The sequence below is a fragment of the Sulfitobacter sp. TBRI5 genome (assembly GCF_051013555.1).
Lineage (GTDB): Bacteria > Pseudomonadota > Alphaproteobacteria > Rhodobacterales > Rhodobacteraceae > JL08.
Genome location: NZ_CP112884.1, coordinates 698,802 through 711,346, shown reverse-complemented (window position 1 = coordinate 711,346; position 12,545 = coordinate 698,802). Strand labels below are relative to the sequence as shown.

The 12,545-nt window shown below is 59.2% G+C and carries 12 protein-coding genes; 4 read left to right on the top strand and 8 right to left on the bottom strand.

Annotation, left to right across the window (positions count from 1 at the left end; all coding sequences use genetic code 11):
• The first annotated feature begins 160 nt into the window (after positions 1 to 160).
• From OLX72_RS03600 to OLX72_RS03585, 4 genes are all read left to right on the top strand, one after another.
• Positions 161 to 1,177 carry an amino acid ABC transporter substrate-binding protein gene (locus OLX72_RS03600; RefSeq protein WP_114872063.1) on the top strand — a complete coding sequence of 339 codons (1,017 nt, stop codon included), beginning with the start codon at positions 161 to 163 and terminating at the stop codon, positions 1,175 to 1,177.
• 120 nt (positions 1,178 to 1,297) lie between these two features.
• Positions 1,298 to 2,512, top strand: coding sequence for an amino acid ABC transporter permease (locus OLX72_RS03595; RefSeq protein WP_114868881.1), 1,215 nt, complete (start codon positions 1,298 to 1,300; stop codon positions 2,510 to 2,512).
• Position 2,513: 1 nt separating this feature from the next.
• Entirely contained in the window at positions 2,514 to 3,809 is a 1,296-nt protein-coding gene (locus OLX72_RS03590; protein WP_114868882.1) for an amino acid ABC transporter permease, read from the top strand.
• Positions 3,810 to 3,824: 15 nt separating this feature from the next.
• Positions 3,825 to 4,595, top strand: coding sequence for an amino acid ABC transporter ATP-binding protein (locus OLX72_RS03585; protein ID WP_114868883.1), 771 nt, complete (start codon positions 3,825 to 3,827; stop codon positions 4,593 to 4,595).
• Between the two features lie 58 nt (positions 4,596 to 4,653).
• Here the strand turns inward: OLX72_RS03585 and OLX72_RS03580 are convergent, their stop codons facing one another.
• From OLX72_RS03580 to OLX72_RS03545, 8 genes are all read right to left on the bottom strand, one after another.
• Positions 4,654 to 5,151, bottom strand: a complete 498-nt coding sequence (locus OLX72_RS03580; RefSeq protein WP_433989844.1) for a SixA phosphatase family protein — start codon at positions 5,149 to 5,151, stop codon at positions 4,654 to 4,656.
• Positions 5,148 to 5,801, bottom strand: a complete 654-nt coding sequence (locus OLX72_RS03575; protein WP_114868885.1) for a ferredoxin — start codon at positions 5,799 to 5,801, stop codon at positions 5,148 to 5,150. Before OLX72_RS03575 ends, OLX72_RS03580 begins: the two co-directional genes overlap by 4 nt.
• Positions 5,798 to 6,592, bottom strand: coding sequence for a sterol desaturase family protein (locus OLX72_RS03570; protein ID WP_114868886.1), 795 nt, complete (start codon positions 6,590 to 6,592; stop codon positions 5,798 to 5,800). The genes OLX72_RS03575 and OLX72_RS03570 overlap by 4 nt, the downstream gene beginning before the upstream one ends.
• Before the next feature lie 67 nt (positions 6,593 to 6,659).
• A complete protein-coding gene (gene argB, locus OLX72_RS03565) occupies positions 6,660 to 7,523 on the bottom strand; it encodes an acetylglutamate kinase (protein ID WP_205389036.1) in 864 nt (287 codons plus the stop codon).
• 49 nt (positions 7,524 to 7,572) lie between these two features.
• Complete coding sequence (gene yihA, locus OLX72_RS03560; RefSeq protein ID WP_433989843.1) at positions 7,573 to 8,220, bottom strand: ribosome biogenesis GTP-binding protein YihA/YsxC; 648 nt, start codon at positions 8,218 to 8,220, stop codon at positions 7,573 to 7,575.
• Positions 8,217 to 8,972, bottom strand: coding sequence for an MOSC domain-containing protein (locus OLX72_RS03555; protein ID WP_433989842.1), 756 nt, complete (start codon positions 8,970 to 8,972; stop codon positions 8,217 to 8,219). Before OLX72_RS03555 ends, yihA begins: the two co-directional genes overlap by 4 nt.
• Positions 8,969 to 10,789, bottom strand: a complete 1,821-nt coding sequence (gene yidC, locus OLX72_RS03550) for a membrane protein insertase YidC (protein WP_433989841.1) — start codon at positions 10,787 to 10,789, stop codon at positions 8,969 to 8,971. Before yidC ends, OLX72_RS03555 begins: the two co-directional genes overlap by 4 nt.
• A gap of 157 nt (positions 10,790 to 10,946) precedes the next feature.
• Positions 10,947 to 12,491 (bottom strand): putative bifunctional diguanylate cyclase/phosphodiesterase, encoded by a 1,545-nt coding sequence (locus tag OLX72_RS03545; protein WP_433989840.1) that lies wholly within the window; start codon positions 12,489 to 12,491, stop codon positions 10,947 to 10,949.
• Positions 12,492 to 12,545: the final 54 nt, after the last annotated feature.

Genomic DNA, 12,545 nt, shown 5'->3' with positions numbered 1-12,545 from the left:
GGGATTCGTCAGTTTCGGTGATCATCCCCTTGACGTTTAGTGATGAATCCGACCAAACTCGGTACCACCGACGGGGTATCGCCCGTTTTCGGTATCGCCTCCGGCTAACATGTCGGATGAACCGCCCCATAAGGTGGCGGACAATCAGGAAGAGGTAAAAATGAAAAAATCCGTTTTTTTTGGCGCGCTAACGATCGCCGGTCTGGCAGCGGGTGTCGCTGCGGCAGGGACGCTTGATGATGTCAAGGCGCGCGGCAAGCTGAATTGCGGTGTAACAACCGGTGTTCCCGGTTTCGCAGAGCCGGATGCAAATGGTGTTTGGCAGGGCTTTGACGTTGCGGTATGCCGCGCTGTTGCAGCCGCTGTTCTTGGGGATTCTACAGCCGTTGAATTCGTTCCGACAACCGGCAAGACACGTTTTACGGCTTTGGCGTCGGGTGAAATCGACATGCTGGCCCGTAACACCACATGGACATTCAGCCGCGATGTTGACCTGAAGTTCGATTTCGTAGGTGTAAACTACTACGATGGTCAGGGCTTTATGGTTCCCAAGGCGCTTGGCGTTTCGTCGGCCAAGGATCTGGACGGTGCAACTGTCTGTATCCAGACCGGTACAACGACCGAACTGAACCTGGCCGATTTCTTCCGTGCCAACAACATCAACTACGAGCCTGTTCCGATTGAAACAGGTGCCGAAGCGGTACAGCAGTATCTGGCCGGTGCATGTGATGTTTACACAACTGACGCCTCCGCTCTGGCGGCGCAGCGTGCAAACTTTGCAACCCCTGCAGATCACGCGCTGCTGCCCGAAATCATCTCGAAGGAGCCGCTGGGCCCGCTGGTCCGCCACGGCGACAACGAATGGGGTGATCTGGTTCGCTGGACACTGAACGCGCTGATCACAGCCGAAGAACTGGGTGTGACATCGGTGAACGCCGAAGAAATGACAACCGGTTCAAGCAACCCCGAAGTCAAGCGTCTGCTGGGCTCCGAAGGAACGCTGGGTGAAATGCTGGGTCTTGACGCAGACTGGTCCAAGCGGGCCATCATGGCTGGCGGCAACTACGGCGAAATCTTTGCCCGTAACATCGGCGAAGAAACACCAATCGGTCTGGCGCGTGGTTTGAACGCACAATGGACCGAAGGCGGCCTGATCTACTCGCCTCCTTTCCGGTAAGACAAACTTGTCAAAGGGCGCAGATCATGTCTGCGCCCTTTGCACATCAGACGACCGCGATTGCCAAACAGCCGCAAGAGCTGAAAAAAATAACTGGCCGCACAACGGGGAAGTTCCTAGATGACAACGCTTTCTGACCCTCCACGGGGTTCGTTCAACCTGTCGATGCTGATCAACGATACGCGCTACAGGTCTTACACATTTCAGGCTCTGGCGCTTTTGGCCCTGATCGTGTCCTTTTCATACCTTGGAAGCAATCTGGCGCAAAACCTGCGCGATGCCGGCCTGAATATTTCTTACGAATTCCTTAGGAATCCGGCGGGCTATGATATCAACCAGCAGCCGATCCCCTATAACAGCCAGGACACGCATCTGCGTGCATCTATCGTTGGCGCGCTGAATACGCTGATTGTCGCGTTTCTGGCCTGTGTAACGGCCACTGTGCTGGGCGTGATCGCCGGTGTTCTGCGTCTTTCCAACAACTGGATCGTCGCCAAACTGATGAGTGTTTACGTCGAGATTTTCCGGAACATTCCGGTTCTGATCTGGCTGATCATCATCTTTACGATCACGGCCAACATCTTTCCCAACATCTCGGATTACCGCGGGGACGATCCTGAACGGTCGCTGCTATTGGGCAGCATGGCCTTTACCAACCAGGGCGTGTTTGTTCCGGCCCTGATATTCGAAGCCGGCGGCTGGGCGGTGTTCGGGGTGTTTATCGCCTCGATCTTTGGCGTTTTCATGGTACGCCGCCACGCACGACTGAAACTGTTCAACGAAGGCAAGGTGGTTCCGGTTCTATGGCCGTCCATCGCCATCCTGATCGTGCCCACCGTCATCGCCTATTACGCGCTGGGGCGTCCGATCGCACTCGACATGCCGGTGATGGGCCGGTTCCGGTTCGAAGGCGGGTTGCAGCTGCGCACATCGTTCATCGCGCTGTGGTTCGCGCTGGCGATCTACACAGGTGCCTTTATCGCGGAAAACGTTCGCGCCGGTATTCTTGCCGTCAGCAAGGGCCAGACCGAAGCTGCGGCTGCGCTGGGCTTGCGCCCGCGCCGGATCATGAACCTTGTGATCCTGCCGCAGGCGCTGCGGGTGATCATCCCGCCGCTGATTTCGCAATATCTCAACATCACCAAGAACTCGTCCCTCGCGATTGCCGTGGGGTACATGGATCTGACCGGTACACTGGGCGGCATCACGCTGAACCAGACAGGCCGCGCGATCGAATGCGTGCTGTTGCTGATGTTGTTCTATCTCACGTTCTCACTGTCGATTGCGGCGATCATGAACGTCTACAACAACAAAATGAAACTGAAGGAGCGGTGAAATGAGTGAAACACATGCACATACCGTCGCCTTCGTACGCGAAACTCAACTGCCCCAGATGGATCCCCCTCCGGGTGAAACCGGGGCTGTAAAATGGGTGCGTGAAAACCTGTTTTCAGGCTGGTTCAACACGATCATGACGGTCATATCGCTTTATGTGATCTACCGTCTGGCCGCGGGTATCTTTCCGTGGATCGTGAACGGCGTCTGGACGGCAGACAGCATCCGCGAATGCCGCACGATGATCGGGGATACCGGCGGCGGCTGTTTCGCCGTGATCAAGGAGCGCTGGCAGCAGATGCTGTTCGGATTCCAGTATCCAAGCGATCAGTACTGGCGTCCGACGGTGGCCTTCATTCTGTTGTTCGTTGCCGTGGCTCCGGTGCTGTTCATGCATCTGCCGCGAAAACTGCTGATCTTTACCGGCATCTATCCGTTTCTGGCCTTCTGGCTGATCTGGGGCGGCTCGATCCTTGTGCCGATTCTTGCGGCTGTGGGCCTGATCGTGGGTTACTTCGCCTTCAAGCGCTTCGAGCGTATCGGTTTTATGGCCGGGCTTGGCCTGGGTCTGGTGGCCACGGTAATCACGTGGTGGGTTGGTGGCTTTGTGACCGGCGCAATGTCGGGGTTTGTGGCACTTGAACCTGTGGCCAGCCGGGATATGGGGGGCTTCATGCTCAACATGATCCTGGGCACGATCTGTGTGTCGCTGTCCTTGCCCATCGGGATCATGCTGGCGCTGGGGCGGCAATCGCATCTGCCGATTGTGAAATGGATCTGCGTTGTCTTCATCGAATTCGTGCGCGGTGTGCCGTTGATCACCCTGCTGTTCGTGGCAAACGTGGTTCTGGCCTATTTCTTTCCGCCCGGCACGGCGCTTGATCTGATCCTGCGTGTGATCATCATGATCACCATGTTCTCGTCGGCCTATATCGCAGAGGTGATCCGGGGCGCGCTGGCGGCCCTGCCACGCGGCCAGTACGAGGCGGCGGACAGTCTGGGGCTGGATTACGCGCAATCCATGCGGCTGATCATTCTGCCGCAGGCGCTGAAAATCTCGATCCCGGGCATCGTGAACGTGGCGGTTGGTCTGTTCAAGGACACCACGCTTGTGTCCGTGATTTCGATGTTCGACCTTGTCGGCATGATCCGCGGGCCCATCCTGTCATCAACAGACTGGGCGGGCGTCTACTGGGAACTCTGGGCCTTTGCGGCCGGGCTGTTCTTTGTCGTCTGCTACGGCATCTCGCAATACTCTCAATGGTTGGAGCGCAAGCTTCAGACCGGCCACCGATAAGGAAGGGCTGATAAAATGGCTGAACAAGCACAAGAAATGAAAATCTCGAACGAAGTCGCCATTTCGATTGAGAAAATGAACAAATGGTACGGCACCTTCCACGTGCTGCGCGATATCGATCTGACAGTGTATCAAGGCGAACGGATCGTGATTGCGGGCCCGTCGGGGTCGGGCAAATCCACGCTGATCCGCTGCATCAATGCGCTTGAGGAACACCAGCAGGGTTCCATCACGGTGGACGGCACGTTGCTGTCCTCCGATCTCAAGAACGTCGACAAGATCAGGTCCGAGGTCGGAATGTGTTTCCAGCATTTCAACCTGTTTCCGCATCTGTCGATCCTTGAAAACTGCACGCTGGCCCCGATCTGGGTGCGCAAAACGCCCAAGAAGGAAGCCGAAGAAATCGCGATGCACTTCCTTGAAAAGGTCAAGATCCCCGATCAGGCCAACAAATACCCCGGCCAGTTGTCGGGCGGACAGCAGCAGCGGGTGGCGATTGCACGGTCGCTGTGCATGCGCCCGCGCATCATGTTGTTTGACGAACCGACATCGGCGCTGGACCCCGAAATGATCAAAGAGGTTCTGGACACGATGGTCGAGCTTGCCGAAGAAGGCATGACGATGCTGTGTGTGACCCACGAAATGGGCTTTGCCCGTCAGGTGGCGAACCGCGTGATCTTCATGGACGAAGGCCAGATTGTCGAACAGAACGAACCGGAAGAGTTCTTTAACAACCCGAAATCCCCCAGAACCAAGCTGTTCCTCAGCCAGATTCTGGGCCACTGACGGGCGGATCGGGACCAAAAGACGATTAAAGGCGGGCCAGTGCCCGCCTTTTTTACTTTCAGACGCCGGGCAATTCGCGCGGGATCACGAAATCCTGCACCGTGCCCTGCCCGATCCTGACATCGCGCCAGTTGTCCACGTTAAATTGGATAACGGTGGTCGCGCCGGTCGGGTAATCCAGAAATCGCGGATGCGCAGGTGATGCGTTGACCAGACGTTCGACAAAGTCGGCAATGCCGGGGTTGTGCCCCAGCATCAGCACGCATTTGCCATCGGCCCCCTGCAGCACATCCAGCATTCGTTCGGCACCGGCATGGTACAGCGCACGGGTGTATTCGGGCGTGACGGACAGGTTCAGCCCCTCGAACGTTTCCTGCGTGCGCGTCGCCGTTGAACTGATCACGCAATCGGGCAGGTATCCTTTGGTGCGCAGCCAGTCGCCCAGAGCGCGGGCCGAGGCGATACCGCGTTTGTTCAACGGGCGGTCATGATCGGACAGCATGAAATCATCCCAACTGGATTTCGCGTGGCGCATCAGGATCAGGGTGCGGGTCATGGGGCGATAAACCTTTGCATGTGATAGGCCGATTGTGCCGGCAGGCGGCCAAAGCTGCGCGATACGGGGCAGGCGCGGCGCGCGGCGCACCCGCTGGTCATGCAGGCGACGCTGTCTTCGGTTGTGATATGGCTTTTGCAGCGCGCCACGTCATATTCCCTGCCCGACAAGGCGCTGACCGGACAGGCCGACAGACAGGGTTGATCCGTGCAGGTCAGGCAGAGCGCATCAGGCGGCGTGGGCAGATCGATATGCACAGGCAACGCCAGCGCACCACGGATTGACACGAACAATCCGGCGCGGTCATGCACCAGAAACAGAATGGGCGACGGGTGCAATCGGCCAGTGCGGGTGGCCCATTCGAAAAACGGCAGATGCGGCGGCCCGCCAAACGGGTACAGCGCCGTGCCTTGTATTTCATCTGCCCAGCCGCCGATCACGCGCGCCGACCAGCGATCAACCGGGTCGGGCAGCCCGTCGCGGCCTTCGGGTTCCGATTGCAGGTGCGGCCAGAACGCAGGTTCGTTCGGCCCCAGCAGCAGCAGCGTCTTGCAGTTTGACAGATCCGGATCATCCGCATCGGGATGAAACCCGCCCAAAATGGTCAGCTGGCGCGCCAGTGCCGCCTGTTCCAGATCGTCATAGGTCATTTGCGCTGGAACGGCAGGCGCAAGGACCAGCCCAGCCGGCTGGGCCGGTCATCCTGCCATTCCAGACCAATCTGCATCTGTGTGTGCCCTGCGGCAGGTTGCGCCAGATAAGTGCCGAACAGCCGATCCCACACTGACAGGGCAAAGCCGTAATTTGTGTCATGTTCGGCGCGATGCACCGAATGATGCACCCGGTGCATATCCGGCGTCACCAGAACCTTGCGCAATATCGCGTCCAGCCATAGGGGCAGGCGGATATTGGCATGGTTGAACATTGCCGTTCCGTTCAGAAGAATTTCAAACAGGATCACCGCCAGCGCGGCGGGCCCCAGCAGATAGACCAGCCCGATTTTCAGCACCATAGACAGCGCGATTTCCACCGGATGAAAGCGGATCGCGGTGGTCACATCAATATCGACATCGGCGTGATGCACGCGGTGAAGCCGCCACAACAGCGGCACCTTGTGGGTGATCAGATGCTGCAACCAGATCGCGAAATCAAAGATCAGAACGGCCAGCACCACCTCGAACCAGACGGGCCAGCCGACGATGTTGAAAAGGCCCCAGCCTTGCGCGCTTGCATCCAGCGCCGCGCCCACCGCGAGCAGCGGCAGGCCAAAGGCCAGCGCGCGCAGGGTCAGTGTGTTCAGGATGGTGATGCCCCAGTTCGTGATCCAGCGGGTGCGGCGCGGCTGGCGGCGGTCGCGCCGCGGGGCCAGCGCCTCAAGCGTGGCAAACAGGGCAAACAGCCCCAGAAATATCCCCAGACGTATGGCGGCTTCGTGTTCCATGAAATGAACCTAACCACCGGGGGCGCGCAGGCAAGGGGCGCGGTCACACATTCGCGTTGGCCCGGGCCTAACCGGCACGGATGATGCTGCCTGCACCGTGTTCCGTAAACAGTTCCAGCAGGCAGGCATTGGGCGCGCGTCCGTCCAGAATAACGGCGGCGCGCACGCCCCCGTTCAATGCATCCAGTGCGGTTTCCGTTTTCGGGATCATGCCACCGACGATGGTGCCGGCTTTGGTCATCTCGTGGATTTGCGTCGCGGTTAGTTCCGTCACGACTTCGCCGCTGTCATCCTTGACGCCCGATACATCCGTCAGCAGCAACAACCGATCTGCCTTAAGCGCGGCGGCAATGGCACCGGCGGCGGTATCGCCGTTGATGTTATAGGTTTTTCCATCCACGCCCACGCCCAGCGGCGCAATAACGGGGATGTATTCCCGTTCACCCAGATCGCGCAGCACGCGCGGGTTGATAGTATCGGGCGTGCCAACAAAGCCCAGATCGGGGTGGGTGGGTGTGCAGGTGATCAATCCGGCATCCTTGCCCGACAGGCCGATCGCGCGCCCGCCCTGTGCGTTGATGGCCTGCACGATCCGTTTGTTGACCAGACCGCTTAGCACCATTTCGACCACATCCATCGTCGCGGCATCGGTCACCCGTTTGCCATGCACGAAATCGGATTTGATGTTCAGCTTGTCCAGCATCGCATTGATCATCGGGCCGCCGCCATGCACCACCACCGGATTGACCCCCACCTGCCGCATCAGCACGACATCGCGGGCGAATTCATCCATCGCTTCGTCGCTACCCATGGCGTGACCGCCCAGCTTGATCACAATGGTCGCGTCAGCGTAGCGCTGCAAATAGGGCAGCGCCTGATTAAGGGTGCGGGCAGTGGCGATCCAGTCACGGTTCATGTCTTGTTTCTTCATCTTTTGACCCATTTGCACAGGGGGTAGCGAAAACAACCGCAACTTACCACTAAAGCGTGGCGATGATATTGCGCAATGTGGCGATCCCGTCGCCCTTTTCGGATGAGGTCAGCACGATCTCGGGAAAGGCGGCCGGATGTTTGGCAAGCGCGGCGCGAACCTGATCCAGAACCTTGTCCAGATCGCGGGCCTTGACCTTGTCGGCCTTGGTCAGCACGCACTGGAATGTGACGGCCGCGCCGTCCAGAAGGGCCAGAATTTCCTGATCGACCGATTTGATCCCGTGGCGCGCGTCAATCAGCACAAAGGCGCGGCGCAGCGTCTGACGGCCCGACAAGAACTGTTTCAGCAGCCGCTGCCATTTTTCGATCACCGGCAGCGGCGCATTGGCATAGCCGTATCCCGGCAGGTCGACCAGATAGTGGCTATCGGCCAGCGTGAAAAAGTTGATTTCCTGCGTTCGTCCGGGTGTATTTGAAGCCCGCGCCAGCCCCTTGCGGCCCGTCAACGCATTGATCAGCGTTGATTTCCCCACATTCGAACGCCCGGCGAAACACACCTCGGTCCGGTCGGCGGGGGGCAGGCCCGACATGGCAACCACGCCTTTCAGGAAATCGGTCTGGCCCGCAAACAGGATGCGGCCCAGTTCGGCCTCGGCGGCATCGGGCGTTTCGGCGATGGGAAAGGGCAGGGTCATATCGTTCCTTTCACCGGATCACCGACAGACAAGGCGCCACCCTCCACAACCTCGGCGTAGACGCCGAAATCCTGATGGTTCCAACCGGTTTTCAGCGTGCCCAGCGTGTCGGCATCGCGCAGGCCGGTTCTGGGATTGGCGGCGGTGTGCATGCAGCGTTCGATGCGTTCCTTGACCTGAAACACAACATCGCCGATTCGCACGGTTTTTCCGATCCAGTCGAATTCTTCCCACGGGGCCAGACCGTCAAACCAGATATTGCCGCGCCAGCGCTCGATCTCCAGCGGGCGGCCCAGTTTCTGGCTGACCGCGCGGTGCGAACTCATGTTCATGATCGAAACCGAAGGGAAATCGGAATCCGTCATGCCGCGATCGGTGGCTTTGACCACGGCATTGTGCTGTGCACGGTTTTGCGGTGCCAGGGGGCGCACCCAGTCCAGAAACCGTTTGGCATCTTCCGGGTCATCGGGGCAAAACCGCAATTCGCCCAATGTGTCATGGCGCAGCGTCACCGATTGTTGTGCCGCGTCGTACTGCGCCCACAATCCGGCCAGAGCAGGCGCGCGTGTGCCGATCATGAAATTCTGGCAAGGTGCCCAGTCGCCGCCGGCATAGGCGCTGTTGTCATGGGTGACGGCCCACACGCGATCCCCCGGCATGGTTCTACCCGCGCTTAAAATCACCGTCTCCAGCGCTTCGCGCCCGTGGCTTTTGACCGGATGACGCCAGAGAGAGGTGACAGCGCCGGTCATTTCGCGTCTGGTTTCGGCTTTTTCTTAAAGCTGCCTTTGATGTTGCCGAACACATCGGGTTTGTACCCTTGCGAGCGCATGATCAGGTACTGCTGGGTAAATGTGATCGTGTTGTTCGCGATCCAGTAAACCACCAGACCGCTGGCAAAGCCGCCCAGCATGAACATGAACACCCAAGGCATCCACGCAAAAATCATCTGCTGTGTCGGGTCTGTGGGGGCGGGGTTCAGCTTTTGCTGCAACCACATGGAAATGCCCAGCAACAGCGGCAGGATCCCGATAAAGATCAGCGCCATGATCGTGCCCGGCTCTGGTGCAGCGACAGGCAGCAGGCCGAACAGGTTGAACAGGCTGGTCGGGTCGGGGGCAGACAGATCCTGAAACGGGCCAAAGAATGGCGCATGACGCAATTCGATGGTGACAAAGATCACCTTGTAGAGCGAAAAGAAGATCGGAATTTGCAGCAGGATCGGCAAACAGCCCGAGGCGGGGTTTACCTTTTCCTTCTTGTACATTTCCATCATGCCCTGTTGCAGCTTCTGCTTGTCGTCGCCTGCCGCTTCCTTCAGCTTTTCCATCTGGGGCTGAAGCTCTTTCATCTTGGCCATGGACACGTAGGATTTATAGGCCAGCGGGAACAGCAGCGCCTTGATGATCAGCGTCAGGCCGATGATCGACCAGCCCATATTGCCGATCAGCTTGTTCAATTCGTGCAGCAGCCAGAAGATCGGCTTGGTCAGGAAAAAGAACCAGCCCCAGTCGATGCTGTCGATAAAGCCGGCAACCCCGGCATTCTGGTATTCGCGGATGGTTTCCCATTCCTTGGCGCCGGCGAACAGTTGCGATGACACCTCAACACTTTGGCCGGGGGCAACGGTTTGTGTCGGTTTCACGATCTCGGTCTGGTAGATATCTGTTTTGGCGACATATTTCGCCGTCAGACGGAACGCAGCGCTTTGATCGGGGATCAGGGTCGTCATCCAGAAGTGATCGGTAAACCCGATCCAGCCTTCGGTTACGCCGTCAATCCGCTCTGCCGGTGTGCCTTCACGCTCGTCGACCGCGAAATCGGGCATATCGGAATAGTCGATTTCGGCCAGTTCGCCGTCGGCCATCGAAACCACGCCTTCGTGCAGAATAAAGAAGTTTTTAAGGCCGTCAGGTTCGCCATGGCGCGCCAGAATGCCGTAGGGGGCCATGCTGGCGGGGGCATCGCCGGTGTTTTCCACGGCCTGCGTGATCTTGAACATATAGTCGGCATCCACCGCGATGGTGCGGCGAAAAATCAGGCCTTTGCCGTTGTCCCAGACCAGCGTGACGGGGGTGTCGGGCGTCAGCGTGGTACCGCTTTCGATGGCCCATTGCGTATTGGCGCCGGGCACGTCCTCCAGCGTCAGGCCGGCACCGGGGGCCCAGCCGAACAACGCATAATAGGCTTTGTCGCTGCCGACGGGCGACAGCATTGTTACAATCTCGGAATCCGGATCCTGGGTAACGCGGTAATCGGACAGCGACAGATCGTCGATCCGGCCACCCAGCAGGGAAATCGTGCCGCGCACGCGCGGGGTCTGGATCGGAACGCGCGGTGCATCGGCCAGTGCGGCCGCGCGGGTTTCTTCGGCTGTTGCGGCTGTCACAGGGGTGCCGGCAGGGGCCGCTGGTGTATCGGCCACGGGCACGCCGGTATCGGAGACGGCAGCGGGTGTTGTAACGTCTGTCGGCGTGGGTTCGGGCGGCGGGAACAGGATGAACCAGACAAGAATGACGATAAAGCTGAGCGCGGTCGCGACAATGAGGTTCTTGTTCTGATCGTCCATCGGGGACTGCTGCCTTCTGCTGATTGGGGCCAATTACGGGTCAGGCCGGTTCAACAGAGTGCGGCCCCAAAGGTCAAGCAGATTCGGCCGGTTTGAGAGGGCAATTTCGCGTGAAACCGGTGCAAGAGCATCGCAAACATGCCGGTTTTCGCCTGTTTCAGGCCGTGCCGCCGATGCGGGGCGGATCGGTCAGTTTCGCCTCGTGGCGGGTGATCCAGTCCAGTGTCTGGTCAAACGGCATCGGGCGGGCAATACCGAACCCCTGCACATGATCGCAACCCAATTGCGCCAGCAGCGCATGTTCGCCCACCGTTTCCACACCTTCGGCCAGCGTTTCAAGGTTCAGCCGTTCCGCCATTGTCAGGATCGCGCCGATCATGCGTTGTTGTTCCGCGTCGCGGTCGGCCTTGATCACAAAGGACCGGTCAATCTTGATCCGGCTGATGGCAAAGCGCCGCAACGACGAGATTGAGGCGTGTCCCGTTCCGAAATCATCCAGATCGATAGGACAGCCAAGGGCCGCAAGCCCGTTGATATTGCGTGTCACCGTGTCATCGGGCGAGTCTGTGACAACGGTTTCCAGAATTTCCACCGCCAGCCTGTCCGGCGTCAGGTCAAACCGGTCCAGCTCCCATTTTACTTTTTCGACAAGGCGGGGATTGTGCAGTTCGGGGCCGGCAAAATTGACGCCAACCTGCGGCACGCTGACGCCGGCCCCATCCCAAGCCTTAAGCGCTGTCAGCGCGTGATACATCATCACTTCGGCCAGCCGTTCCAGCAACCCCGCCTGTTCCATCACAGGCAGGAATTCCTCTGGTGAAATCAGGCCACGCTCGGGATGGGTCCAGCGGGCCAGCGCTTCGAACCCGGTTACCTTGCCGGTGTCGGTTGAAATCTGCGGCTGATACCACGGTTGAAGCTGGCCGGTTTCAAGCGCCTTGGCTGCATCTTCGCGCAGGGATGATTTCAACGTCTCCCGGCGCTGCATGTCTGCCGAATAGGCCCGGATCGAAGAGGGCCCGTGGCGTTGTGCCTCGGCCAGGGCAGAGGCGGCGGCCTGTACCCAGCCCTTTGCCGTTTTGCCCGCCGCCTTGCTGCGCAGGCAAAACCCGACCGAACAGGACATGTAAAGCGCCGTGCCGTCGACTGAAACCGGTTCTTCCACCGCAGATTGCAACCGTCCTGCCAATTGGATGCACAGTTCCAGATCAAGCTGGCGCACCGGCATCAGGCAGATCGCAAACTGGCTGTCGCCATAGCGCGCGACGCTGTCATTGTCGCGCAGAACGGCGACGATGCGTTCGCCGGTGCGCGCGACTACGTGATCGGCGGCGGCCTGCCCGTGGCGTGTAACTAGGTCGCGATAGTCATCCAGTTCCAGCAAAAAGGCCGCGGAATGGTGCCCCGATTGCGCGGTCACCTCGTGCACCTGAGACACAATGCCGTCAAACCCGTCCCGCAGCAGCAAGCCCGACACGCTGTCGCGCGGCAGGGTCATGCCGCGCTGCACAACGGGGAAAATACCCCCCAGCGCGAACACCAGCGGAATGGCCAGCGCCACGGCCATCAAGGCGAGTTCCCCACCGACCCAGTAGGCCGCAAGCGTTGCCGCCGGCAAAAAGGCCAGCAAGGCTGGTGACAGCAGCACCGATTGCATCCTGTCGCGCAAAGGGGCCGTTTTGGATTTGGAATGCCGGTGCATAAGCGGGCCTTTCGATCGACGGTGAACAACACGTCGCGCAAAATAGGGCCGCAA